23 protein-coding genes and 1 tRNA gene are annotated in these 23817 nt (G+C 63.6%); 14 read left to right on the top strand and 10 right to left on the bottom strand.

What is annotated here, in order from left to right:
* From QCE73_RS05525 to wrbA, 5 genes are all read right to left on the bottom strand, one after another.
* Window positions 1-711 carry an SOS response-associated peptidase gene (locus tag QCE73_RS05525; RefSeq protein ID WP_309880136.1) on the bottom strand — a complete coding sequence of 237 codons (711 nt, stop codon included), beginning with the start codon at window positions 709-711 and terminating at the stop codon, window positions 1-3.
* A gap of 54 nt (window positions 712-765) precedes the next feature.
* Window positions 766-1569: a metallophosphoesterase gene (locus tag QCE73_RS05530; RefSeq protein ID WP_250483463.1), complete on the bottom strand. Its 804-nt coding sequence runs from the start codon at window positions 1567-1569 to the stop codon at window positions 766-768.
* Complete coding sequence (locus QCE73_RS05535) at window positions 1566-3020, bottom strand: FAD-binding oxidoreductase (protein ID WP_309880138.1); 1455 nt, start codon at window positions 3018-3020, stop codon at window positions 1566-1568. Before QCE73_RS05535 ends, QCE73_RS05530 begins: the two co-directional genes overlap by 4 nt.
* A gap of 159 nt (window positions 3021-3179) precedes the next feature.
* Entirely contained in the window at window positions 3180-3578 is a 399-nt protein-coding gene (locus QCE73_RS05540; protein ID WP_035503555.1) for a DUF2069 domain-containing protein, read from the bottom strand.
* Window positions 3579-3586: 8 nt separating this feature from the next.
* Complete coding sequence (gene wrbA, locus QCE73_RS05545) at window positions 3587-4207, bottom strand: NAD(P)H:quinone oxidoreductase (protein ID WP_309880139.1); 621 nt, start codon at window positions 4205-4207, stop codon at window positions 3587-3589.
* Window positions 4208-4303: 96 nt separating this feature from the next.
* Between wrbA and QCE73_RS05550 the strand changes: the two genes are divergently transcribed.
* The gene (locus tag QCE73_RS05550) at window positions 4304-5611 is read left to right on the top strand and encodes a YihY family inner membrane protein (RefSeq protein WP_035503557.1); all 1308 of its coding nucleotides are present in this window, start codon (window positions 4304-4306) and stop codon (window positions 5609-5611) included.
* A gap of 18 nt (window positions 5612-5629) precedes the next feature.
* Here QCE73_RS05550 and QCE73_RS05555 read toward each other — a convergent pair whose 3' ends face one another.
* The 3 genes from QCE73_RS05555 to QCE73_RS05565 form a co-directional block, all read right to left on the bottom strand.
* On the bottom strand, window positions 5630-5950 hold the full coding sequence (locus QCE73_RS05555; RefSeq protein ID WP_309880142.1) for an Mpo1-like protein: 321 nt from the start codon (window positions 5948-5950) through the stop codon (window positions 5630-5632).
* Between the two features lie 145 nt (window positions 5951-6095).
* Window positions 6096-6938 (bottom strand): alpha/beta hydrolase, encoded by an 843-nt coding sequence (locus QCE73_RS05560; RefSeq protein ID WP_309880144.1) that lies wholly within the window; start codon window positions 6936-6938, stop codon window positions 6096-6098.
* The gene (locus QCE73_RS05565; RefSeq protein ID WP_309881915.1) at window positions 6935-8272 is read right to left on the bottom strand and encodes an O-acetylhomoserine aminocarboxypropyltransferase; all 1338 of its coding nucleotides are present in this window, start codon (window positions 8270-8272) and stop codon (window positions 6935-6937) included. Before QCE73_RS05565 ends, QCE73_RS05560 begins: the two co-directional genes overlap by 4 nt.
* A 242-nt stretch (window positions 8273-8514) precedes the next feature.
* On the opposite strand from QCE73_RS05565, the gene QCE73_RS05570 reads away from it, so the two are divergent.
* The 3 genes from QCE73_RS05570 (at window position 8515) to aroC (ending at window position 12296) form a co-directional block, all read left to right on the top strand.
* On the top strand, window positions 8515-8967 hold the full coding sequence (locus tag QCE73_RS05570; RefSeq protein WP_035503407.1) for a CBS domain-containing protein: 453 nt from the start codon (window positions 8515-8517) through the stop codon (window positions 8965-8967).
* 223 nt (window positions 8968-9190) lie between these two features.
* The gene (locus QCE73_RS05575; RefSeq protein WP_309880145.1) at window positions 9191-11131 is read left to right on the top strand and encodes an MFS transporter; all 1941 of its coding nucleotides are present in this window, start codon (window positions 9191-9193) and stop codon (window positions 11129-11131) included.
* 58 nt (window positions 11132-11189) lie between these two features.
* Window positions 11190-12296 (top strand): chorismate synthase, encoded by a 1107-nt coding sequence (gene aroC, locus QCE73_RS05580; RefSeq protein WP_309880146.1) that lies wholly within the window; start codon window positions 11190-11192, stop codon window positions 12294-12296.
* Window positions 12297-12338: 42 nt separating this feature from the next.
* On the opposite strand, the gene QCE73_RS05585 is transcribed toward aroC, so the two are convergent.
* On the bottom strand, window positions 12339-14012 hold the full coding sequence (locus QCE73_RS05585; RefSeq protein WP_309880147.1) for an electron transfer flavoprotein-ubiquinone oxidoreductase: 1674 nt from the start codon (window positions 14010-14012) through the stop codon (window positions 12339-12341).
* Window positions 14013-14215: 203 nt separating this feature from the next.
* Here QCE73_RS05585 and QCE73_RS05590 point away from each other — a divergent pair, with 203 nt between their 5' ends.
* Window positions 14216-14989: an SDR family oxidoreductase gene (locus tag QCE73_RS05590; RefSeq protein WP_035503417.1), complete on the top strand. Its 774-nt coding sequence runs from the start codon at window positions 14216-14218 to the stop codon at window positions 14987-14989.
* A gap of 27 nt (window positions 14990-15016) precedes the next feature.
* Window positions 15017-15454, top strand: coding sequence for a thioesterase family protein (locus QCE73_RS05595; protein WP_309880148.1), 438 nt, complete (start codon window positions 15017-15019; stop codon window positions 15452-15454).
* Between the two features lie 9 nt (window positions 15455-15463).
* On the opposite strand, the gene QCE73_RS05600 is transcribed toward QCE73_RS05595, so the two are convergent.
* Window positions 15464-16009 (bottom strand): LuxR C-terminal-related transcriptional regulator, encoded by a 546-nt coding sequence (locus QCE73_RS05600; protein ID WP_035503561.1) that lies wholly within the window; start codon window positions 16007-16009, stop codon window positions 15464-15466.
* On the opposite strand from QCE73_RS05600, the gene QCE73_RS05605 reads away from it, so the two are divergent.
* The 8 genes from QCE73_RS05605 (at window position 16010) to thrS (ending at window position 23774) form a co-directional block, all read left to right on the top strand.
* Window positions 16010-16234 carry a hypothetical protein gene (locus QCE73_RS05605; RefSeq protein WP_309880150.1) on the top strand — a complete coding sequence of 75 codons (225 nt, stop codon included), beginning with the start codon at window positions 16010-16012 and terminating at the stop codon, window positions 16232-16234.
* Window positions 16231-16935, top strand: coding sequence for a CoA transferase subunit A (locus QCE73_RS05610; RefSeq protein ID WP_035503422.1), 705 nt, complete (start codon window positions 16231-16233; stop codon window positions 16933-16935). The genes QCE73_RS05605 and QCE73_RS05610 overlap by 4 nt, the downstream gene beginning before the upstream one ends.
* Before the next feature lie 2 nt (window positions 16936-16937).
* The gene (locus QCE73_RS05615; protein ID WP_035503424.1) at window positions 16938-17579 is read left to right on the top strand and encodes a CoA transferase subunit B; all 642 of its coding nucleotides are present in this window, start codon (window positions 16938-16940) and stop codon (window positions 17577-17579) included.
* A gap of 215 nt (window positions 17580-17794) precedes the next feature.
* Complete coding sequence (locus QCE73_RS05620; protein WP_309880153.1) at window positions 17795-18715, top strand: alpha/beta hydrolase; 921 nt, start codon at window positions 17795-17797, stop codon at window positions 18713-18715.
* Window positions 18716-18774: 59 nt separating this feature from the next.
* Window positions 18775-19128, top strand: coding sequence for a RidA family protein (locus tag QCE73_RS05625; protein WP_309880154.1), 354 nt, complete (start codon window positions 18775-18777; stop codon window positions 19126-19128).
* 35 nt (window positions 19129-19163) lie between these two features.
* Entirely contained in the window at window positions 19164-21398 is a 2235-nt protein-coding gene (locus QCE73_RS05630) for a bifunctional (p)ppGpp synthetase/guanosine-3',5'-bis(diphosphate) 3'-pyrophosphohydrolase (protein ID WP_309880155.1), read from the top strand.
* Between the two features lie 97 nt (window positions 21399-21495).
* Window positions 21496-21572 (top strand) — tRNA-Val (locus tag QCE73_RS05635).
* Window positions 21573-21866: 294 nt separating this feature from the next.
* On the top strand, window positions 21867-23774 hold the full coding sequence (gene thrS / locus QCE73_RS05640; RefSeq protein WP_035503433.1) for a threonine--tRNA ligase: 1908 nt from the start codon (window positions 21867-21869) through the stop codon (window positions 23772-23774).
* Window positions 23775-23817 lie beyond the last annotated feature (43 nt).

A 23817-nucleotide genomic window follows, 5' to 3' on the forward strand; every position in this document is an offset into this window, starting at 1 on the left:
TCAGAGCAGCGTTTCCAGCGGCTCGATGAGTCGCGGCTCGTCGTTGGTCGCGCGATTCACATCGCTCGATACGCGATGCCACACAAAGTGCGACGCCGGCACGCCGTCGGCTTTCACGAGCGCCGCGAGATCCTCGATCGACGCGGCGGGATCGAGCCAGCGCCGCGCGACGGCGGGCGAGAACACGAGCGGCCGGCGGTCGTGCACATCGATCAGCCCTTCGTCCGCTGCGGCCGTCACGATGACGAAGCCCGCGCCGGGCGCCGCGGCGTCTTCGTCGCGCATGATGCTGGTGAGCGCGGCGAGGTACATCGGCTCGCCGTCGGCGCGCTGAATGAAATACGGCTGCTTGAAGGGCTTCGCCGCCGGATCTGACGGGCGCGGCTCGATGCGCCATTCGAACCAGCCATCGGCGGGCACGAGAATGCGCGCCTTCTTCCACAAGTGTTTGAAGTAGGCGCTCGTCGCCGCGGTCTCGACGCGCGCATTGATCGTCTGCGGCAACTTCTTCTGGATGGCCCACGGCGGGCAGTAGCCCCAATGAACCGCGCGGATCGTCTCGTCAGGATAAACGGCGAGCGGATGCGTGCCGGGCGAGAGGTTATAGCCGGGACGCCTGTCGGCGGCGTCCACGAGCACGAACGGATTTTTCAGATGCAGGCGCTGCGCGTAATGCATCGGTAGTCGGTACTGGCTGATTCGGCCGCACATGGCGTTCCTCCGCAAAGTCCAACACGGTTCCGTGCTTCCTGATTCGTTGCCGCGCTATATCTCGACGACCTTGTCCCACGCGAACTCGGGATTCTCCCACTCCTGGCGGCGCCGGCTGAAATAGCCGCGCGGATTGCACACGACACGCGTGCCTTCGACGACGTAATCGAACGACGTATGCGTATGGCCGTGAATCCACAGCGATACCGGCGCACGCGCAAGCGACGGCAGATGATTGACGAAGCCCGCCGACACGAGATCTTCCGCATAGCGCGGCGCGAGGCTTGCCCGCATCGGCGCGTGATGCGTGACGACGATGGTCTGTCCCATGAACGGCTTCGCGAGCTCGCTTTCGAGCCAGGCGCGCGCCTGTTCGTGCAGCGCGAGCGAGTCGTCGGGCGCGAACTCGCGGTGCTCGCCGTCCGGCTCGGGCCACGCGAGCTGGATCAGGCCTTTGTAGTCGAGCATGACCTTCGTGCACGCCTCTTTGGCGTTTTCGATGTCCGCGTCGCCGGACCCGAACAGCGCGAAGTCCGTCCAGAGCGTCGTGCCGAGCACGCGCCACGCGCCACGCCGATCCACCAGCGACGCGTTGTTCAGATAGTGCACGTTGTCGACGCTGCGCGCGGCGTCCTGCATCGCCGCTTCCATCGCGCCGAACTCGGCGTCGTAATACTCGTGATTGCCGGGCACATAAATGATAGGGACATCGGAACCGAAGTTTTCCGCGGCCCAGCGCAAACCTTCGGCGTGGTTGTGGATGTCGCCCGCCAGCACGACGAGATCGGCCTCGGCGTAGGGAATCGCCAGCGGCTCGTCGCATTCGAGATGCAGGTCCGACAGCACGCGAATCTTCATGCGATGTTCTCCTTCGCGAGCGTCGTGCTCCAGCGCACGACCTTGCCGGGATTCATCAGGTTGTCCGGATCGAGCGCGGCCTTGATCGTCTGCATGAGGCGCACTTCGACCGGCGACTTGTAGTGCATCGCTTCATCCACTTTCAACTGACCGAGACCGTGCTCGGCGCTGATGCTGCCGCGATGCCTGTGCACCTGGTCATACACGAGCGCGTTGATCGGCGTCTGGAATTCGTCGAGGAACCGCTTCGCATCGCCGCCTTCGGGCGCTTGAACGTTGTAATGCAGATTGCCGTCGCCGAGATGGCCGAACGTCACCATGCGCACGCCGGGCACCGTGTCCGCGATGATCGCATCGGTTTCCTCGATAAAGCGGCCGATGCTCGAAATGGGCACGGCGATGTCGTGTTTGATATTCAGACCTTCCTCCGCCTGCGCGAGCGGAATATGCTCGCGCAAACTCCAGAACGCCTGCGACTGCGCGAGACTTTCCGCGACGACGGCGTTTTCCACGATGCCTTTTTCGAGCGCTTCTTCCATCAGCCGCTCGAACAACGTGCGCGCGTGCGTCTCGCTTTCGCTGTCGGAGAGTTCGAGCAGGACGGTCTGCCCGTGCGGCTCGTCGAACGGATAGCGCAGTTGCGGGAAATGCTTGCCGACGAGGCGCATCGAGAAATCGGACATCAGCTCGAAGCCGGTCAGCAGCGCGCCTGCATGATGCTGCGCGAGCGAGAGGAAATCGAGCGCGGCGTGCGGCGACGCGAGCCCGGCCAGCGCCGTGACCTTCGCGACCGGCGCGGGATGCAGCTTCATGACCGCAGCCGTGATGATGCCGAGCGTGCCTTCCGCGCCGATGTAGAGATCGCGCAGATCGTAGCCGGTGTTGTCCTTTCGCAGCCCGCGCAGGCCGTCCCAGATCTCGCCCTGCGGCGTCACGACTTCGAGTCCAAGGCATAGTTCGCGCGTGTTGCCGTAGCGCAGCACGCCGGTGCCGCCCGCGTTCGTCGAGAGATTGCCGCCGATCGTGCAACTGCCTTCGGCGGCGAGACTCAACGGAAACAGCCGCTGCGCACTGGCGGCGCGCGCCTGAATCTCGGCGAGCACGACGCCCGCTTCGACGGTCATCGTGTTGTTGTGCGGATCGACGCCGCGAATGCGATTGAGCCGCTTCAAGCTGATGACCGCCTGCGCGCCGCTCGTATCGGGAGTTGCACCGCCGACGAGGCCTGTGTTGCCGCCCTGCGGCACGATCGCGATGCGATGCTCGCGTGCGAGCCGCACGACTGCCGCGACCTGCGCCGTATCGGCGGGCAGCAGCACGGCGCATGCATTGCCGCGATAGCGCTTACGCCAGTCGACGAGATAGGGCTCGGTATCGTGGGCGCCGGTCAGGACATGCGGTGCGCCGAGAACGTCGGCGCACGCGGCGATGAAAGCTTCAGTTGCGGTCATGGGCAGATCGACAAAATTCCGATGGAGCGTAGTGCACAGTATCGCGCAGGCAGGCGGCGCGCGATCCTCGTCCGAATGGCATAGGCCTGCGCGTCGGACGGCATTTCGTGCTACAAAGCATCACGTCTGCACGACGCATGCATCAAAAAAGCGGGTGATTCAGCTTTTTTTCGAACGTGCGTTCAGCCGGGCGGCACGTTTGAACGGCGCGACATACGCGAGCGCGCAGACGAAAAACGCGAGCGCGAGGAGCGCTTCGAGCCAGGCGAGCGAAGCGGAAAGACCCGCATCCGTCATGCCGCGCACGACGCCTTCGGCCAGATACAGAAGCACGAGCATCGACGCCCATTGCAGCGTGTAGACGTTCCTGCGAGCGACGCCCGGCAGCGCGCACGCGAGCGGCAGCGCCTTCAATGCGAGCGCCCATGCGCCGGGCCGCAGCGGCGCCAGCCAGAGCTCCCAGGCGAGCGTGAGCACGATCAGCGCGGCGAGGCTCGCAAGCGCGGCCAGTGCGAACGCGGCGTTCGATCGCGCGTTGGTGGCGGCGGGCGCGTTCATCGGCCGGTTCATGCCGAACGGGCGCCGCGCACGAGATTGAGCGCGGTGCGCGCGAGCCGGGCCCCGAGCGCGATGGCGAGCGCCTTCTCGTCGGCGGAAATGCCGTGGCGCTGGTTTTCGTCGCCGCCCGCGCGCGCGTGGTGCGAAGCGCCGTAGGGCGTGCCGCCGCTTTGCGTCGTGGTGAGCCGCGACTCGGTGTACGGAATGCCGACGATCATCATGCCGTGATGCAGGAGCGGCAGCATCATCGAGAGCAGGGTGCTTTCCTGGCCGCCGTGCAGACTGCCGGTGGACGTGAAGACGCTGGCGGGCTTGCCCGACAGTGCGCCGGAAAGCCACTGCGGCGTCGTGCCGTCGAGGAAGTATTTGAGCGGCGCGGCCATGTTGCCGAAGCGCGTCGGCGAACCGAGCGCGAGACCCGCGCATTCTTCGAGATCGAGCAACTCGGCGTAGGGCGGGCCGTCAGCGGGAATGTCGGGGTGAGTGGCTTCGCAGACGGTGGAGACCGGCGGCACCGTGCGCACGCGCGCTTGCATGCCGGGCACGCTGTCGACGCCCTGGGCGATCGCGAGCGCAAGCTCGCGGGTCGCGCCGTGGCGGCTGTAGTAGAGCACGAGGATGTCGTTCATAAGGCTTTTTTAGTGAACGGCTATTATAGGTATTGGGTGATTTTCGTGGCGAGACGCGGCGTGGAGCGTGCGGGCCGCCACGACGGGAGAATGCGTTTGCAGCACGTTTCCATCGATCTCGCGGCGGTCAAGCGCCTCGCCAGTTTCGTCGCGCGACGCATCGGCGAAGATCGCGTCGCGCAAGTGGCGGGCAGCCTCACGTTCACGAGCGTGCTGTCGATCGTGCCGCTCGCCACCGTCGCCTTCGCGCTCTTTACTGCGTTCCCGATCTTCGGCTCGTTCCAGGCATCGTTGCAGGATTTCCTCGCGGTGCACCTGATGCCGCCGCAGATCAACGACCAGATCTTCAAGTATCTGAACCAGTTCGCGTCGAAGGCAAAGGGGCTCACGACCGTCGGCATGATCATTCTGTTCGTGACTTCCGTCATGACGATGATGACGGTCGAGTCCGCGTTCAACGTGATCTGGCGCGTGAAGAAGGCGCGTCCGCTCGCGCAGCGCGTGCTCGTCTATTGGTCGATCATCACGCTCGGACCGATTCTCTTCGGCTGCAGCCTGTCCATCTCCTCCTATGTGTTCGCGCATTCGGTCGCGTTCGCGGGCTCGCACAATCTCATGCCGCCGATCGTCGAATGGGCGCTGACGGGCGTGTCGCTGCCGCTCACGGCGCTCGCCTTCACGATCATTTACGTGTACATGCCGAACTGCAAGGTGGAGTGGCGCGATGCGATCGTCGGCGGATTGATCGCGGCGGTCGCGTTCGAACTCGGCAAGCGCGGCTTCGGCTACTACGTGCGGCGCATTCCGACGTACACCGCCGTCTATGGCGCGTTCGCCGCGCTGCCGGTGTTCCTGCTGTGGGTCTATCTGTGCTGGATGTTCGCGCTCGTCGGCGCGATGGTCACGTCCGCGCTGCCCGCCATTCGCACGGGCCAGTATCATCGGCGCGATTTTCCGGGCAGCGATCTGCTCGATGCGCTCGAAATCCTCGCGCGGCTCGTCGAGGCGCGCGACGAGGGCAAACCCGGCCACACCGCATTGCAGCTTTCCAGCATGGCGCGCTGCGATCTGGATACGTCGACGCGCCTGATCGCACGGCTCGATGCGCTCGGCTGGATCGGCCGGCTGGAGGATTCGCGCACGCCGCGTTACGTGCTGATCGCCAATCCGAGCCAGATCACGGTGACGATGCTCTTCGAGCAGTTCGTGATCGACCGCGCCGAGCTGGAGTATCAACTGAAGCTGGACGCGGCGCAGGTCGATTGCGCCGCGCTCATGAACGCGCTGGACAACGACAAGCTGGAGATCACGCTCGGCTCGCTGATCGCGGCGCGCGTATCCGCGCTGACGAGCGCGCGCCCGCGCGAGACGCCGCGCTCGTCGATGCCGGGGCAGCCCGCGTAAGCGCGTGCCGGGCGTCGATCAGAGCGAGATCTTGCCGACGCAGATGTCTTTGAACATCACCCAGTCGCCCATCAGGCTGTAGACCGGATGGCGAAACGTAGCAGGGCGGTTCTTTTCGAAAAAGAAATGGCCGATCCACGCGAAACCGTAGCCGCAGACGACGGCCGCGGGCAGCCAGAGCCAGTCGCCAGTTGCGATCGTCATCGCGAGGCAGCCGATTACGCCGAGCGAGCCGATGAAATGCAGCCTGCGCGAAACCAGATTTTGGTGCTCGTCGAGATAATAGGGATAAAACTCGGCGAAATTCGCGAAATGTTCACCGTGTGCGGTGTGCGCCATGACGGCCTCCCAGATGATGCATGCCGGTGTCGTTCGGGCGATGTGCGCCTGTCTGACGATTCACCGGCAAGAACCATTCTGCGACTGCGATGCGCGCCATGCAAGCGGCTGCGGCGAGCTTGCGCGGTCCGCCGCACGCGCGGGTTCAGACGGGCTTGCTCTCCGCTTTGGCGCAGGCGAGCGCGAATGCGAACAGGGTGTCCAGCGTCGCGTCGGGCTGCTCGGACATCAGCGCGTGTCCGGCGTCCAGTTCCACCGATTGCACCGTCGCGCCGGCTTTGCGCAACGCATCGGCGAGCGGCCGGGCGGCTCGCGGCGGCGTCATCATGTCACGCTTGCCGCTCACGATGCACACCGGGCAACGCACGGCGGCCGCGCGTTCGAGCGCATCCGCGTAGGTATTGCAGGCGCTGAAATCGGTATGAAAAAGGAGCGCTTCGCCGCGCAGGCTCACGCGTTCCATGAGCCGCTGATTCACGCCCTGCAACCAGAAACCCGGCGCGGGGCTCGACGGCTTCGCGGCGATCGTCGAATGCGACCACTGATTGACCATCGCGATGGCTTCGGGCTCGTGCTCGCGGGCGGCGTCGAGCAGCGTGTCGGAGACGGCCATCGGCGCGGCGGTCGCGAGCAGGGCGAGGCCCGTCGTGCGATCGGGATACCGGCCCGCGATGTCGAGCGCGATCAGCGAACCCATGCTGTGGCCGACGAAGATCGCCTTTTGCACCTTCGCCGCGTCGAGCACGGCGAACACCCAGTCGGCGAGATCGTCGATCGTCGGCAGCGCGGGGCCGTCGCTTCGTCCGTGACTCGGAAGATCGAGCGCCAGCACGCCGAAGCCGTGATGCGCGAAATAGCGGGTCTGCAACGCCCATACGCTGTGATCGTGCTCGGCGCCATGAATGAACACGATGGCGGGCCGGGCTGCGTCGAGCGGCTTGCCGCCGGTGTAGACGTAGGCGGCGCGGCCGTGGACATCGAGGATCATGCGCGGCTCCCGAGCGGCGCGGCCGAGCCGGCGTCCTGGCCGCTTTCGGCGGCTTTCTGGGCGGCTTTCAGCCCGCGTTTGAGATCGTCGATGAGATCGTCCGGGTCTTCGAGTCCGATCGAAAGACGGATGCGCCCCGGCCCGATGCCCGCGGCTTCGAGCGCGGCCGCATCCATGCGAAAGTGCGTCGTGGAGGCGGGATGGATCACGAGCGAGCGCGCATCGCCGACGTTCGCGAGATGCGAGAACAGCGTGAGCGTTTCGATGAACTTGCGCGCCGCAGGCACGCCGCCCTTCAGATCGAAGCTGAACACCGCGCCCGCGCCGCGTGGCAGCAGCCGCCCGGCGAGCGCGTGATCGCGATGCGTCGGCAGTTCGGGATAAGCCACGCTTTCCACCGTCGACGAACTCAGCAGGAACTCGATCACCTTGCGCGTATTCGCGACATGGCGATCCATGCGCAGCGGCAAGGTTTCGATGCCTTGAAGCAGTTGCCAGGCCGCTTGCGGATGCAGGCACGCGCCGAAATCGCGCAAGCCTTCGCGCCGGGCGCGCAACAGGAACGGCGCGACCGTGCTCTCCTCGGCGAACACCATGCCGTGAAAGCCGTCGTAGGGTTCGGTGAACTCCGGGAAGCGCCCGCTCGCGGTGAAATCGAAAGTGCCGCCGTCGACGAGCACGCCGCCGATCGTCGTTCCGTGGCCGCCGAGAAACTTGGTGGCGGAGTGATAGACGAGGTCCGCGCCATGCTCGAACGGGCGCAACAGATAGGGCGTCGTGAACGTGGAATCGACCAGCAGCGGCATCGCGTGCTCGTGCGCGATTTCGGCGACGCCGCCGATATCGAGCACGTCGAGACCCGGATTGCCGAGCGTTTCGCCGAAGAAGAGCCGCGTGTTCGGCCGTGCAGCCGCGCGCCACGCATCGAGATCGTGCGGCGGCACGAAGGTCGTCTCGATGCCGAAGCGCCGCAGCGTGTAATGCAGCAGGTTGTGCGAGCCGCCGTAGAGCGCGCTCGATGCGACGATATGCGAGCCCGCGCCCATCAGCGTCGCGATGGCGAGATGCAGCGCGGCCTGGCCGCTCGCCGTGCCGATCGCGCCAACGCCGCCTTCGAGCGCGGCCACGCGTTCCTCGAACACCGCGACGGTCGGATTCGAGATGCGCGAGTACACGTGCCCCGAGCGCTCCATGTTGAAGAGCGCAGCGGCGTGATCGCTGTCGCGGAAGGTGAACGACGTGGTCTGATAAATGGGCGTCGCGCGCGCGCCCGTGGCGGGATCGGGCGCGGCGCCCGCGTGCAGCGCGAGCGTGTCGAAGCGGTTGGCTGGCATCATAGGCGGCCGGCGCGCGAGGCGGCGCCGGCATGCGGCGAAAAATGAGGGTCAATCATCCTAACATCGGATGCACGCGCCCAAACCTAGGGCGAACGCTTGTCAAAAAAACGCGCAAAGCCTTGTCCGTTCGGCTGATGCGGGCCATGTTCGCTTTCCTTTTGCGGGCCTTTCCGATAGCATCGATCTATGGTTTCATCACCGTTTGGGCATCTGAACAGGCATTTCGCGAGGAGACAGTCATGCGAGTCAGCGACATTCTGAAAGTGAAGGGCAACACGCTCTTTACCGTGACACCCGATACGCCGCTCTCCGACGCGATCGACACAATGGCCGCGCACGATATCGGCTCGCTCGTCGTCATGGAGTACGGCGATCTGGTCGGCATGCTGACCTTCCGCGAGATCATCCTGACCTTGCACAACAACAGCGGCTCGGTCGGCGCCACGACCATCCGCAAGATCATGGACGACCATCCGCTCACGTGCACGCCGGAAACGGACGTGAACGAGGTGCGCCGCATGATGCTCGAGCATCACGTGCGCTATCTGCCGGTCATGGAAAAGCGTCAGCTGATGGGCGTCATCTCGTTCTACGACGTGGCCAAGGCCGTCGTGGAAGAGCAGGGCTTCGAGAATCGCATGTTGAAGGCGTATATCCGCGACTGGCCCGAGCAGCAGGAAGAAGCTCGCTGAGCGTCGCCGAGCGTCGATGTCATGCTGCGAGGCGTCGCGCTTCGCGGCATGGTGTATCAGCCGATGCTTCGCGCAGAATTCAGCATATGCAGCGCGCCCTCATGGCGCGCTTTTTTTTGGTCTGGACTGAGGGCGAAGCCAGCCTTCGGCCCGTTTTTCGTTTCATTCGGATTCGATCGCCGTATGCTCGGGATCAACGCCGAACCCAACCTGTACGCAACACATGAGTGACAAACCGATGCGCAGCCCGTCGCGCACTTCCCGACGTTCCCATGCCGAAGGCGAAGGCCAGTTCAGCCTTCTGCGCGAGCGCCGCTTCGCGCCGTTCTTCTGGACGCAGTTCCTCGGCGCGATGAACGACAACATCTTCAAGGTCGGCTTCACGTCGCTCGTGACGTTCCAGGCCGCGCGCTTTTCCGGCGTCGATCCGAAGACGGCCGCGTTCCTGATTTCCGCGATCTTCATCGTGCCGTTCGTGCTGTTCTCGGCTACTTCCGGGCAGATCGCCGACAAGTACGACAAGGCGGTGCTCGCGCGTCTCGTGAAGAGCTTCGAGATCGTCGTGATGCTGATCGGCGGCGCGGGCTTCCTGCTGCACAGCGCGCCGCTTCTCTATGCGTGCACGTTTCTGATGGGCGTGCATTCCACCGTGTTCGGGCCGGTGAAGTATGCGTATCTGCCGCAGCATCTCGATTCGCATGAACTCGTCGGCGGCAACGGGCTCGTCGAGATGGGTACGTTCGTCGCGATCCTGATCGGCACGATCATCGGCGGCGCGGCGGCGGGCGCAACGGAGCATGGCGCGATGCTGCTCGCCGTCGCGTGCATCGCGTTCGCGATCGTCGGGCGCGTTGCGTCGGCGTTCGTGCCGAAGTCGGACGCGTCGCAGCCGGATCTGCGCATCAACTGGAATCCGTTCTCCGAGACGTGGCGCAACCTCAAGCTCGCGAAGTCCGATCGCACCGTGTTTCTGAGCCTGCTCGGGATTTCGTGGCTCTGGTTCGTCGGGGCGACCTTTCTCACGTCGTTCTTCAATTTCGCGAAGGACGTGCTGTCGGCCGATCCCGATGTCGTGACCATTCTTCTCGCGACGTTTTCCATCGGCATCGGTACGGGATCGTTGCTGTGCGAGCGGCTTTCGAAGCGCCGCGTCGAGATCGGGCTCGTGCCGCTGGGCTCGATCGGCATCAGCGTGTTCGCGATCGATCTCTTCTTCGCGAGCCATCGCATCGCGCCCGCGGGGCATCTGCTCAACGTCGGCGAATTTCTGCTGGCGCTGCCGCACTGGCGCATTCTCGCGGACCTGTTCCTGCTCGCGATGTTCGGCGGCTTCTACAGCGTGCCGCTCTATGCGCTGATTCAGGCGCGCAGTCAGCCCACTCACCGGGCGCGCATCATCGCGGCGAACAACATCCTCAATTCGTTCTTCATGATCGTCTCCGCGCTGATGGCGCTCGCGCTGACGTCGTTCGGCGTTGGCATTCCGGGGCTCTTTCTCGCCACGGCGCTGCTCAATGTCGTCGTCGCGGTCTATATCTATTCGCTCGTGCCGGAGTTCCTGCTGCGCTTTATCGCGTGGATTCTGGTGCACACGTTCTATCGCATTCGTCTCGTCGGCGCGGAGCGTATTCCGTCGCATGGCGCGGCCGTGCTCGTGTGCAATCACGTGAGTTTCGTCGATGCGGTCGTCATCATGGCCGAAAGCCCCCGGCCGATCCGCTTCGTGATGGATCACCGCATCTTTCAGACGCCATTCGTCGGCTGGATGTTCCGTCATGTGAAGGCGATTCCGGTCGCGCCCGCGCACGAGAACGCCGACATGCTGGAACGCGCCTACGCCGCGTGCGGGCAGGCGCTGAAAGAGGGCGATCTCGTCTGCATCTTTCCCGAAGGCAAGCTCACGCGCACGGGCGAGATCAATCCGTTCCGGCATGGCATCGCGGAGATTTTGCGACGCCATCCGGCGCCCGTCGTGCCGATGGCGTTGCGCGGGCTCTGGGGCAGCGTGTTCTCGCGCCACGAGGACGCACAGTGGCCACGTCCGATCCAGCGCGGTGCGATGACGCGGCTGACGCTCGCGGTCGGCGAGCCGATCGCGCCGGAAGACGCGACGCCGCAGCATCTGCAGGAAGTCGTGAGCGCGCTGCGTGGCGCCAGGCGCTGAGCGCGACGGCTGGCATAATATCGGTTTCCCCCGACACTTTTTTTCCAGGTCGACGCTCATGTCCGGCAATACCCTTGGCACGCTCTTCACCGTCACGAATTTCGGCGAGTCGCACGGTCCGGCGATCGGCTGCGTGATCGACGGCTGCCCGCCCGGCATGGCGCTCACGGAAGCCGATATCCAGATCGAACTCGATCGCCGCCGCCCCGGCACGTCGCGCCACGTCACGCAGCGGCAAGAGGCGGATCAGGTCGAGATTCTCTCTGGCGTGTTCGAAGGCGTGACGACCGGCACGCCCATCGCGCTCCTGATCCGCAATACCGATCAGCGCAGCAAGGATTACGGCAACATCGCGCAGACGTTCCGGCCGGGTCATGCGGACTACACCTATTGGCAGAAGTACGGCGTGCGCGACTATCGCGGCGGCGGCCGTTCGTCGGCGCGTCTGACTGCGCCGACCGTCGCCGCGGGTGCGGTCGCGAAGAAGTGGCTGCGCGAGAAGTTCGGTCTGGAGACGCGCGGCTGCATGAGCGCGCTGGGTGAAATCGAGATTCCGTTCGTCGACTGGCAGCATGTGCCGGAGAATCCGTTCTTCTCGCCGAACGCCGAGATCGTGCCGCAGCTCGAAGCGTACATGGACGGACTGCGCCGCGATGGCGATTCCGTCGGCGCGCGCATCGAAATCGTTGCGTCGGGGGTGCCCGTCGGACTCGGCGAGCCGCTGTACGACCGGCTGGATGCGGACATCGCCCACGCGATGATGGGCCTCAATGCAGTGAAGGCGGTCGAGATCGGCGCGGGCTTTGCAAGCGTCGCGCAACGCGGTTCGCAGCACGGCGACGAGATGACGCCCGAAGGTTTCGCGGCCAACAACGCGGGCGGCATTCTCGGCGGTATTTCGAGCGGACAGGATATCCGTGTGTCGATCGCGATCAAGCCGACGTCGAGCATTCGCACGCCGCGTCAGTCGATCGACAAGCAGGGCGCGAGCGCGACCGTCGAGACCTTCGGCCGTCACGATCCGTGCGTCGGCATTCGCGCCACGCCGATCGCCGAAGCGCTGCTCGCGCTCGTGCTGATGGATCACGCGCTGCGTCATCGCGCACAATGCGGCGACGTGGTGGTGGACACGCCGAAGATCGCGGCGCAGATGCCGTCGAAATAAAAGAAAAGGGCGCCAATTTCGGCGCCCTTCGTGTATCAGACCTTACATGTTCGGATAGTTCGGCCCGCCGCCGCCTTCCGGCGTGACCCACACGATGTTCTGCGTCGGGTCCTTGATATCGCAGGTCTTGCAGTGCACGCAGTTCTGCGCGTTGATCTGCAGGCGCTCGTTGCCGTCGTCGGACTTCACGAACTCATACACCGCAGCTGGGCAGTAGCGGCCTTCCGGACCCGCATACGTGCGCAGATTCACGTTGACCGGCACGCTCGGATCTTTCAGCGTCAGATGCGCGGGCTGGTTCTCTTCGTGATTCGTGTTCGAGATGAACACCGACGAGAGCCGATCGAACGTGAGCTTGCCATCGGGTTTCGGATAGACGATCGGCTTGCACTGCGACGCCGGCTTCAGCATCTCGTGATCCCAGTGCTGATGATGCAGCGTCCACGGCACGTTGCCGCCCATCACCTTTTGCTCCAGACCGACCATGAAGGTGCCCAGATACAGGCCCTTGCTCATCCACTGCTTGAAGTTGCGCGCGCGATGCAGTTCGGTCTTGAGCCAGGATGTGTCGAACGCTTCGGGGTAGGCCGTGAGCTCGTCGTTCTGACGGCCCGCCTGCACGGCTTCGAACGCGGCTTCGGCGGCCATCTTGCCCGACTTGATCGCCGCGTGACTGCCCTTGATGCGCGATGCGTTGAGGAATCCCGCGTCGTCGCCCGCGAGCGCGCCGCCGGGGAACGCGAGCTTCGGCAACGACATCAGGCCGCCAGCGGTGATCGCGCGCGCGCCGTAGGAGATGCGCTTGCCGCCTTCGAGGAACGGGCGGATCGACGGATGCGTCTTGTAGCGCTGGAATTCCTCGAACGGCGACAGATACGGATTCGAATATCCCAGCCCGACGACGAAGCCCACCATGACCTGATTGTTGTCCATGTGGTACAGGAACGATCCGCCGTAGGTGTCGGGATCGAGCGGCCAGCCCGCGGTGTGGATCACGAGGCCGGGCTTGTGCTTGACCGGATCGATTTCCCACAGCTCCTTGATGCCGATACCGTACACCTGAGGATCGGAATTCTGGTTGAGCTTGAACTTTTCCATGAGCTGACGGCCGAGATGCCCGCGCGCGCCTTCGCAGAAAAGCGTGTATTTCGCATGCAATTCCATGCCGAGCTGGAAATTCTCGGTCGGCTGGCCGTCCTTGCCGACGCCCATGTTGCCCGTGACGACGCCGCGTACGGAACCGTCCTCGGTGTAGAGCACTTCGGCGGCCGGGAAGCCCGGGAAAATTTCGACGCCGAGCGCTTCCGCCTGCTGGCCGAGCCAGCGCGTCACGTTGGCGAGCGAAATGACGTAGTTGCCGTGATTCTTGAAGTTATCGGGAAGCAGCCAGTTCGGCACCTGCTTCGCGTCGTTCTGCGTCAGGAAGAGAAACCGGTCCTCCGTGACTTCGACGTCGAGCGGCGCGCCTTTTTCCTTCCAGTCGGGAATGAGTTCGGATAGACCGCGCGGGTCCATCACCGCGCCGGAGAGAATGTGCGCGCCGATCTCGGAGCCTTTCTCCAGCACGCACACGCCGATCTCGACGCCTTTTTCCTCCGCCAGTTGCTTCAACCGGATGGCCGCCGACAAACCGGCTGGCCCACCGCCGACGATGACGACGTCGTATTCCATCGATTCGCGGGGACCGTATTGCTCGATGAGGCTCGCCGGGGTCATCAATGCTCCTATGTACCGTTAGAATGCCCTTTCGGGATCGCGTATTTTCAGGGAAGGTGAGGCGGGCTGCAACCAAAGCTCGCCAATTTAGCACGATCGTACTATTATTGAGACACCCGCGCTATTGGTGTTGACGCTAACAGCCTGCATCGGCGCATCTTGCGCGTCCGCCGAGGCTGAGCCAACCAAAATAAGGAAGCACAATGGGCCGTTCGATCAACCTGGAAGGCAAGGTCGCGCTGATCACCGGCGCGTCAAGTGGTTTGGGCAAGCGTTTCGCGCAAGTGCTGTCGCAGGCGGGCGCCAAGGTGGTGCTCGCGAGCCGCCGCACGGAGCGCCTCAAGGAACTGCGCGCTGAAATCGAGGCGTCGGGCGGCGCGGCGCATGTCGTCTCGCTCGACGTGACCGACTATCAAAGCGTGAAATCGGCGGTTGCGCATGCCGAGACGGAAGCCGGTACCATCGACATCCTGGTCAATAACTCGGGTGTGTCGACCACGCAAAAGCTGACGGACGTCTCGCCCGCGGATTTCGAGTTCGTGTTCGGCACGAACGTGCGCGGCGCGTTTTTCGTCGCGCAGGAAGTCGCGAAGCGCATGATCATGCGCGGCAACGGCGCGGCCAAGCCGGCGTATCGCATCATCAACGTGGCGTCCGTGGCCGGCTTGCGCGTGTTTCCGCAGATCGGCCTCTACGCGATGAGCAAGGCCGCCGTCGTGCAGATGACGAAGGCGATGGCGCTCGAATGGGGGCGCCACGGCATCAACGTGAACGCGATCTGTCCGGGTTATATCGACACTGAAATCAATCACCATCACTGGAAGACCGAGCAGGGGCAGAAGCTCATTTCGATGCTGCCGCGCCGCCGCCTGGGCACGCCGAACGATCTCGACGGTCTCTTGCTGCTGCTCGCGGCCGACGAATCGCAGTTCATGAACGGCTCGGTGATCTCGGCGGACGATGGCTTTTCGCTCTGAACATCGCCCTCACTCTGATAGCAGGCAATGACCACGCATAACGATTTTCATACTGTATTCGAACTGTCCATGCCGATCCGCTGGGGCGACATGGACGCCTTCGGCCACGTCAACAACACCGTCTATTTCCGCTATATGGAGCAGGCGCGCATATCGTGGTTCGAAGAGATCGGCATCGCGGGCGGCAACGGCGAGGGGCATGGGCCCGTGATCGTCAATGCGTCGATGGAGTTTCTGAAGCAGCTTCACTATCCCGGCGACGTGATCGGGCGGATGTTCGTCGGCAAGCCCGGACGCAGCAGCTTCGACACGCGCTTCGAGCTCTTTCGCGCCGATGCGCCCGGCGTGCTCCACGCGCGCGGCGCGGCGAAGGTCGTGTGGATCGACTATGCCGCGGGCAAGTCGGTGCCGATTCCGGATTTCCTGCGACGGACCATCGAAACGAGTTCGCCCGTCGCACTCTGATCGCGCATCTCAGGTGCCGAGCAGCCGCTGTAGCAGCTCGGTGGCATTGCCCGTGTCGTACTTCCTCATGAGCCGCGCACGGTAGATATCGACCGTGCGCGGGCTGATATCGAGCACGCGTCCGATCTGCTTGCTCGTCTTGCCCGTCACGAGCTGCGCGGCGATTTCCCGCTCGCGCGGCGTCAGTTCGATCGCGACCCGCCGCGTCGCGCTCAGATCTTCGAACGTCCAGACGCCCGCCGCATGCGGCGCGGCCCGATCGAGCGCGCGCCCGGTCACGTGGCACCAGAACAGTTCGCCGTTGCTGCGCTTCATGATCCGGTCGTCGCTGTAGGTGCCTTCCTTGCTGATATGCGCGGCGATGCGCTCGCCGATGCGCGCGAATTCGTCCGGCGACGGATACAACACCTCGAACGACTTGCCGATGAGCGCCTCGCTCACATAGCCGAAGATCGCGCAGACCTGCTCGTTGCAGTCCTCGATGATGCGCTCGCGCGAAAGCACGAGCCCCACGGGCGCGAGATGAAACGCGGTTTGATAATCCAGTGCACGCATGTGAAATCGGTCGCGCGTGCGCTTGCGTTTCGCGGCGAAAAGGCGCCGGGAACCAAACGTGCGCGGGCAATGACTTATGTATTTTTGCGTATTGTGCCGGATCGCCGGCTCAAAGTACTCTTTCGCCATGCCAAAAAGGCCGCGCGACGCGCTCATCACAGCGCGGGACGGCATCAAAAAGCCGATTTTCAGTTGGTTTCAAACATGGAAGGGACATTCAGATGAACAAGGTCTATCCCAGCGCGAAGGATGCGCTCGCGGACATCGTCAAGGACGGGCAGACGTTTGCCGTCGGCGGTTTCGGGCTGTGCGGCATTCCCGAGGCGCTCATCGCCGCGCTGCGCGACACGGGCGTGAAGGGCATCACCTGCATCAGCAATAACGCTGGCGTCGATGGCTTCGGCCTCGGCCTGCTTCTGGAAACGCGCCAGATCAAGAAAATGATTTCGTCGTACGTCGGCGAGAACAAGGAGTTCGAGCGGCAATATCTCGCCGGCGAACTCGAACTCGAATTCACGCCGCAAGGCACGCTCGCCGAGAAGCTGCGCGCGGGCGGCGCGGGCATCCCGGCGTTCTTCACGAACACCGGTTTCGGCACCGTGATCGCCGACGGCAAGGAAACGCGCCAGTTCGGCGAGAACCACTACGTGCTCGAACATTCGCTCACGGCCGATGTCTCGCTCGTGAAAGCCTGGAAGGCCGACAAATCCGGCAACCTGATCTATCGCCGCACGGCGCGCAATTTCAACCCGAATTGCGCGATGGCCGGCAAGATCACGGTGGTCGAAGTGGAAGAGATCGTCGAGACGGGCGAACTCGATCCGGACATGATTCACACGCCCGGCATCTTCGTGCAACGCATCGTCCTGAATGCGCATCCGGAAAAGCGCATCGAACAACGCATCGTCCGCGCGAAAGGAGAGTAATCATGGCATGGACTCGAGACCAGATGGCCGCACGCGCGGCGCAGGAACTGCAGGACGGCTTCTACGTGAACCTCGGCATCGGCTTGCCGACGCTCGTCGCCAATCACGTGCCGGACGGCATGGAAGTGTGGCTGCAGTCGGAAAACGGCTTGCTGGGCATCGGCCCGTCGCCGTATGAAGACGAAGTCGACGCCGACCTCATCAACGCAGGCAAGCAGACGGTCACGACGCTGCCGGGCTCGTCGATCTTTTCGTCGGCGGATTCGTTCGCGATGATCCGCGGCGGCCACATCAACCTGGCGATCCTCGGCGCGATGCAGATCAGCAAGAAGGGCGATCTGGCCAACTGGATGATCCCCGGCAAGATGATCAAGGGCATGGGCGGCGCGATGGACCTCGTCGCCGGCGTGAAGCGCGTCGTCGTGCTGATGGAGCACGTAGCCAAGGGCGATCAGCACAAGATTCTCGAAGAGTGCTCGCTGCCGCTGACGGGCGTGGGCGTCGTGAATCGCATCATCACGGATCTCGGCGTGATCGACGTCACGGACAATGGACTGAAGGTCGTCGAACTGGCGGACGGTGTGACCGCCGAGGAAATCCAGAAGAAGACGGGCGCGCCGCTCGATGTCACGAGCGTGAAGTAACGCCGACGTGACGCAACGCCGCTTGCGCGGCGTGAGCGCGACTCGGAAACCATCGCGGGCGGGCGAAGCTTTTGAAGCTTCGCCCGCTTTGTTTTTTGCGCGATCGGCCTCATCTGCGGTGCGCGCGGGCGGGTCATCCGTTCGGCCAGCGCGCGCTCGATCGGGCGTGATGCGCTTTACAATCGTTTCGACACTTGCCACGAGGAAAACTCTCCATGACCGCATCCATCGTCGTCGAAGCAGTGCATTCCGATTTGAGCGATCCGCGTCAGCGCTTCGTGCAATGCGCGAGCCAGGCGGGTCTGCATCGCATGGCCTATACGGAGTGGGGCGATCCGGCGAATCCGCGCGTGCTGTTGTGCGTGCACGGACTGACGCGTTCGGGCCGCGACTTCGACAAGCTCGCGCAGGCGTTCGCGCATGACTATCGCGTCGTGTGTCCGGATGTGGTCGGGCGCGGCCTGTCCGACTGGCTCGCCGACTCGCGCTACTACGGCGTGCCGCAATATGTCGCCGACATGATCACGCTGATCGCTCGCCTGAACGTGGAGATGGTGGACTGGTTCGGCACGTCGATGGGCGGGCTCATCGGCATGGCGCTCGGCGGGCTGCGTAATACGCCGATCCGCAAGATGCTGCTCAACGATGTCGGGCCGCATATCGAGCCGATCGCGCTACAGCGCATCGGCGACTATCTCGGCAAGCCGGCGCGCTTCGCGTCGCTCGATGAAGGCGTGCGGCATGCGGCGGCGCTGGCGTCGTCATTCGGGCCGCTGACCGATGCGCAATGGACGGACATCAATACGCCGCTGCTGCATGAGCGCGACGGCGCGTGGGCTTTTCGCTACGACCCGGGCATCGCGACGCCGTTCACCTCCGCGACCGAAGAGCAGAACGCGGCCGGAGAGGCATATCTGTGGAACGCGCTTGCGTCGATCAGGACGCCGGTGCTTGTCGTGCGCGGCGAGACTTCGGATTTGCTCTCGCGCGAAACGGTCGCGCAAATGGTCGAGAAAGGTCAGGCCGTGACGAGCGCCGAGATTCCGGGCGCGGGACATGCGCCGGCATTTCTTGCGGAAGATCAAATCGCTGTCGCCAGGGGGTTCTTCCTCGGGAATGGCGGCAGCGGGGCATAATATTGGGCTGAGCGTACGCTTGTGCCTGTTTTTCACCATTCATCGATCAGGAACACACAATGGCAGTCATTCGTCATCACGTCGGCCCGCGCCTTTCCGAAACCGCCATCCACAACGGCACGGTGTATCTCGCCGGCCAGATCGCCGAAGACACGGACCAGGACATCACGGGTCAGACGCGCGAAGTGCTCGGCCACATCGACCGCTTGCTCGAAAAAGCGAACAGCGACAAGTCGCATCTGCTGACGGTGCAGATCTACATCTCGGACATGATTCATTTCCCGGGCATGAACGCCGTGTGGGATTCGTGGGTCGCGGAAGGCAACACGCCGCCGCGCGCGACGGTCGAGTCGAAGCTCGCCAATCCGGCGTGCCTCGTCGAAATCGTCGTGATCGCCGCGCAACGCGACTGATTCGTCGCATCGCCTGAAGCAGTGGCATTACCCGCATGACTTCGACCGCCGCCCCCGCCGAAACGCTGCCCGAGCCGTCCATCGACGACGCGCTCGCGTTCGTGCGCGAGCACGCGAAGGATGCGCGCGTCTCGACCGGCGAGTTGCTCGCGGATCACGCGGCGGGCACCGCGCGCATCATGCAGACGCTCAACGTCGATTCGCACGCGATCGCCGCGGCGGCGCTGTTCGTGCTCGCGCCGCATCTCGACGATCCGGAGAAGGTCATCACCGAGCGCTTCGGCCCGGAAGTGCAGCGGCTCGTCGGCGATGTGCGCAAGCTTCTGCGGCTCGGCTCGCTCAGCTCGCGCGCGACGCTTGCGGAATTGCCCGAGAACACGCGCGACGCGCAGGCCGCGCGCCGCGCGCAGGTCGAGTCGCTGCGCAAGATGCTGCTCGCTTTCGCGCAGGACATCCGCGTCGTGTTGATCAGGCTCGCGTCGCGCGTGCAGACGTTGCGCTATCACGCCGCGCACAAGACCGATCCTTCGCCGGACGTCCCGCGCGAGACGCTCGAAATCTACGCGCCGCTCGCGAATCGTCTGGGCATCTGGCAACTGAAGTGGGAACTGGAGGATTTGTCGTTCCGCTTCGAAGACCCCGTCACGTACAAGCGCATCGCGAAGCTGCTCGACGAGCGGCGCGTCGAGCGCGAGAGCTATGTGACCGAGGCGATCGCGCGCCTGCAAAAAGAGCTCGACACTGCGCACATCAAGGCCGAAGTCAGCGGTCGGCCGAAGCACATCTACAGCATCTGGAAGAAGATGCGCGGCAAGCATCTCGACTTCGCCGAACTGAACGACGTGCGCGCGTTTCGCGTGATCGTCGGCGACATCAAGGATTGCTACACCGTGCTCGGCATCGTGCACAACCTGTGGCAACCGGTGCCGCGCGAATTCGACGATTACATCTCGCGTCCCAAGCCCAACGGCTACAAGTCGCTGCATACCGTCGTGATCGGCGATGACGGGCGTGCGTTCGAAGTGCAGATCCGCACGCAGGAAATGCATCAGTTCGCCGAATACGGCGTGGCCGCGCACTGGCGCTACAAGGAAGCGGGCGCGCGCGGCTATGCGGGGCAAGTGACGGCGAGCGAGAAATACGACGAGAAGATCGCATGGCTGCGTCAGCTTCTCGCGTGGAAGGATGACGTCGAAGGCGAGGGTCAGGGCGAACAGCGGGGCTGGCAGCATCTGCGCGACGCCACGCTCGACGACGATCATATCTACGTGCTGACGCCGCAGGCGCGCGTGATCGCGTTGCCGCAAGGCGCGACCGCCGTCGATTTCGCGTATCACCTGCACAGCGAGCTCGGGCATCGCTGTCGCGGCGCGCGCGTCGACGGCGCGATGGTGCCGCTCAACACGCCGCTGCAGAACGGGCAGACGGTCGAGATCGTCGCGGTGAAGGAAGGCGGGCCGTCGCGCGACTGGCTCAATCCTCAGCTCGGTTATCTGCACAGCGCGCGGGCGCGGCAGAAAGTGCGCTCGTGGTTCCTCGCTGCCGACGCGGCCGAGCACATCGCGGCAGGGCGGGCGATCGTCGAAAAGACCTTGCAGCGCGAAGGGAAGACGTCGGTGAGCCTGGAGCAGCTCGCGACGAAGCTCGGCTTCAAGACGCCCGAGGATCTTTACGCGGTCGTCGCGAAGGAAGAGTTCAGCCTGCGCAACATCGAGCAGGCGCTCTCCGACGCGCCGCCGCCCGAGCCCGAGCCGGAAGCGCCGGAGCAGTTCGAGAAGCGCAGCAGCGGGCAAAGCGTCGCGCATGGCGCGTCGACGGGCGTGCTCGTCGTCGGCGTGGATGCGCTGCTCACGCAACTCGCGCGCTGCTGCCGTCCGGCGCCGCCCGATCCGATCGCGGGCTTCATCACGCGCGGCAAGGGCATGTCGGTTCACCGCACCGATTGCGCGACGTTCAAGCGCATGGCCCAGCGCTCGCCGGAGCGCGTGCTGCACACGACCTGGTCCGCCGATGTGATGAACGGTCGCGGATCGTCGGTGTATCCGGTGGATCTTTCGGTGGAGTCGGCGGACCGACAAGGTTTGCTGCGCGATATCTCCGAAGTGTTCGCGCGCGAGAAGATCAACGTGATCGGCGTGAAGAGCCAGAGCCGCAGGAATATCGCTTATATGCAGTTCACGGTGGAAGTGTCGAGCGCGGCGCAGATTCAGCGCGCCTGCACGCTGCTCGATGAAGTGCAGGGTGTGATTCGCGCGTCGCGTCGCGCGTAATCGGCTGGAGTTGAACGGATCGGCGAATATTTTCGCTTTTTTCTGAAGATAAGCACTTGCCAAGATCCGAAACGCTCCATATAATCTCACTTCTTTCAGGCTCGTAGCTCAGCTGGTTAGAGCACCACCTTGACATGGTGGGGGTCGTTGGTTCGAGTCCAATCGAGCCTACCAACGAAAACGAAACTCGGCGGACTTTGGTTCGCGGAATTTCAAACCGCAAGAAGCGCTCAGCGCAAAAGGCGAAAAGAAATGGCACGTCGAACGTTGACCGAAACAAATTCGGAGCGACGCTAGTCGAGGACCTATTTCGCCTTCTGCCAAATTGTTTCGCGGTATGTGTGAAAAGTGAATGCGGCCCCTCGATAGCGGGGCCGCATTTTTTTTGCCTCGCGATTTTTGAAGTGAATCGCGGGGCAATGCTCAAATCGAAATCGCTCGGCATGCGCCGGCGTCTTGGAGAACGATATGGTTTCGGTACGTTTGCCTGATGGGTCGGTCCGACAATACGACCACCCGGTGACCGTCGCGGAAGTCGCGGCATCGATCGGCGCGGGCCTTGCCAAGGCGGCGCTCGCCGGCAAGCTCAACGGCGAACTCGTCGATACCTCGTTTCTGATCGACAAGGATTCGTCGCTTGCCATCGTCACTGACAAGGATCCGGAAGGCGTCGATGTCGTGCGCCATTCCACCGCGCATTTGCTCGCTTATGCGGTGAAGGATCTGTTTCCTGAAGCGCAAGTGACCATCGGGCCGGTCATCGACAACGGCTTCTACTACGACTTCTCGTACAACCGTCCCTTCACGCCCGAAGATCTCGAGAAGATCGAAAAGCGCATGCAGGAACTGGCGAAGAAGGACGAGCCGGTGTCGCGTCGCGTCGTCTCGCGCAACGAGGCGGTGGAGTACTTCAAGAGCATCGGCGAAAACTACAAGGCCGAGATCATCGAGTCCATTCCGGAAAGCGATGAGATTCGCCTTTACGGGCACGGCAACTTCATCGACCTGTGTCGCGGCCCGCACGTGCCGTCCACCGGCAAGCTGAAGGTCTTCAAGCTGATGAAGGTCGCCGGCGCGTACTGGCGCGGCGATTCGAAGAACGAGCAGTTGCAGCGTATCTACGGCACCGCGTGGACCAAAAAGGAAGACCAGGACGCTTATCTCCACATGCTCGAAGAAGCCGAGAAGCGCGATCACCGCAAGCTCGGCAAGCAACTCGACCTGTTTCATTTGCAGGACGAAGCGCCGGGCATGGTGTTCTGGCATCCGAAGGGCTGGTCGCTATGGCAACAGGTCGAGCAGTATATGCGCCGCCGCGTGAACGATGCCGGTTACCTCGAGATCAAGACCCCGATGGTGATGGACCGTTCGCTCTGGGAAGCGTCGGGCCACTGGCAGAATTATCGTGAAAACATGTTCACGACCGAGTCGGAAAAGCGCGACTACGCGATCAAGCCGATGAACTGCCCGGGTCACGTTCAGGTGTTCAACCACGGCCTGCGTTCGTATCGCGATCTGCCGCTGCGTTACGCGGAATTCGGCTCGTGCCATCGCAACGAGCCATCGGGCGCGCTGCATGGGCTGATGCGCGTGCGCGGCTTCGTCCAGGACGATGCGCACATCTTCTGCACCGAAAATCAGTTCATCGCGGAATCGATCGCCTTCAACACGCTCGCGATGAGCGTGTACAAGGATTTCGGGTTCGATCACATCGACATCAAGCTGTCGCTGCGCCCCGAGCAGCGCGCGGGCACCGATGAAATCTGGGATCGCGCGGAGCAGGGCTTGCGCGAGGCGCTGACCGCTTGCGGTCTGCAGTGGGAAGAACTGGCCGGCGAAGGCGCGTTTTACGGTCCGAAGATCGAGTACCACATCAAGGACGCGCTCGGCCGCTCGTGGCAATGCGGCACGCTGCAGCTCGACATGGTGCTGCCGGAGCGTCTCGGCGCCGAATATGTCGCGGAAGACAACAGCCGCCGCCGTCCGGTGATGTTGCACCGGGCAATCGTCGGATCAATGGAGCGTTTTCTCGGCATTCTGATCGAGCATCACGCGGGTGCAATGCCGCCGTGGCTCGCGCCGACTCAGGCGGTTGTGTTGAATATTGCCGAAAGTCAGGCTGAATATGCGGGTAATCTGGCCCAATCGTTGCAAAAACAAGGGCTTAGAGTGGAGTGCGATTTGCGCAACGAGAAGATTAGCTATAAAATACGCGAGCACACGCTGCAAAAGGTGCCGTATTTGCTGGTCGTCGGCGACAAAGAGCGTGATGCGCAAACCGTGGCCGTGCGTGCTCGTGGCGGTGTCGATCTGGGCGTGATGCCTGTCGACGCATTCCTCGAACGTCTGCAGCAGGAAGTGCGGGCGTTCAAGTAAGTCACTCGCAGCGCGGCTTGTTTTTTCATTTTTAGAGGAAACG

This window comes from Caballeronia sp. LZ029, from assembly GCF_031451275.1.
Classification (GTDB): domain Bacteria; phylum Pseudomonadota; class Gammaproteobacteria; order Burkholderiales; family Burkholderiaceae; genus Caballeronia; species Caballeronia jiangsuensis.

Coding starts and splice junctions, on each gene's coding strand:
- QCE73_RS05525 (WP_309880136.1), bottom strand. CDS start 711: ATGTGCGGCCGAATCAGCCAGTACCGACTACCGATGCATTACGCGCAG.
- QCE73_RS05530 (WP_250483463.1), bottom strand. CDS start 1,569: ATGAAGATTCGCGTGCTGTCGGACCTGCATCTCGAATGCGACGAGCCG.
- QCE73_RS05535 (WP_309880138.1), bottom strand. CDS start 3,020: ATGACCGCAACTGAAGCTTTCATCGCCGCGTGCGCCGACGTTCTCGGC.
- QCE73_RS05540 (WP_035503555.1), bottom strand. CDS start 3,578: ATGAACGCGCCCGCCGCCACCAACGCGCGATCGAACGCCGCGTTCGCA.
- wrbA (WP_309880139.1), bottom strand. CDS start 4,207: ATGAACGACATCCTCGTGCTCTACTACAGCCGCCACGGCGCGACCCGC.
- QCE73_RS05555 (WP_309880142.1), bottom strand. CDS start 5,950: ATGGCGCACACCGCACACGGTGAACATTTCGCGAATTTCGCCGAGTTT.
- QCE73_RS05560 (WP_309880144.1), bottom strand. CDS start 6,938: ATGATCCTCGATGTCCACGGCCGCGCCGCCTACGTCTACACCGGCGGC.
- QCE73_RS05565 (WP_309881915.1), bottom strand. CDS start 8,272: ATGCCAGCCAACCGCTTCGACACGCTCGCGCTGCACGCGGGCGCCGCG.
- QCE73_RS05570 (WP_035503407.1), top strand. CDS start 8,515: ATGCGAGTCAGCGACATTCTGAAAGTGAAGGGCAACACGCTCTTTACC.
- QCE73_RS05575 (WP_309880145.1), top strand. CDS start 9,191: ATGAGTGACAAACCGATGCGCAGCCCGTCGCGCACTTCCCGACGTTCC.
- aroC (WP_309880146.1), top strand. CDS start 11,190: ATGTCCGGCAATACCCTTGGCACGCTCTTCACCGTCACGAATTTCGGC.
- QCE73_RS05585 (WP_309880147.1), bottom strand. CDS start 14,012: ATGACCCCGGCGAGCCTCATCGAGCAATACGGTCCCCGCGAATCGATG.
- QCE73_RS05590 (WP_035503417.1), top strand. CDS start 14,216: ATGGGCCGTTCGATCAACCTGGAAGGCAAGGTCGCGCTGATCACCGGC.
- QCE73_RS05595 (WP_309880148.1), top strand. CDS start 15,017: ATGACCACGCATAACGATTTTCATACTGTATTCGAACTGTCCATGCCG.
- QCE73_RS05600 (WP_035503561.1), bottom strand. CDS start 16,009: ATGCGTGCACTGGATTATCAAACCGCGTTTCATCTCGCGCCCGTGGGG.
- QCE73_RS05610 (WP_035503422.1), top strand. CDS start 16,231: ATGAACAAGGTCTATCCCAGCGCGAAGGATGCGCTCGCGGACATCGTC.
- QCE73_RS05615 (WP_035503424.1), top strand. CDS start 16,938: ATGGCATGGACTCGAGACCAGATGGCCGCACGCGCGGCGCAGGAACTG.
- QCE73_RS05620 (WP_309880153.1), top strand. CDS start 17,795: ATGACCGCATCCATCGTCGTCGAAGCAGTGCATTCCGATTTGAGCGAT.
- QCE73_RS05625 (WP_309880154.1), top strand. CDS start 18,775: ATGGCAGTCATTCGTCATCACGTCGGCCCGCGCCTTTCCGAAACCGCC.
- QCE73_RS05630 (WP_309880155.1), top strand. CDS start 19,164: ATGACTTCGACCGCCGCCCCCGCCGAAACGCTGCCCGAGCCGTCCATC.
- thrS (WP_035503433.1), top strand. CDS start 21,867: ATGGTTTCGGTACGTTTGCCTGATGGGTCGGTCCGACAATACGACCAC.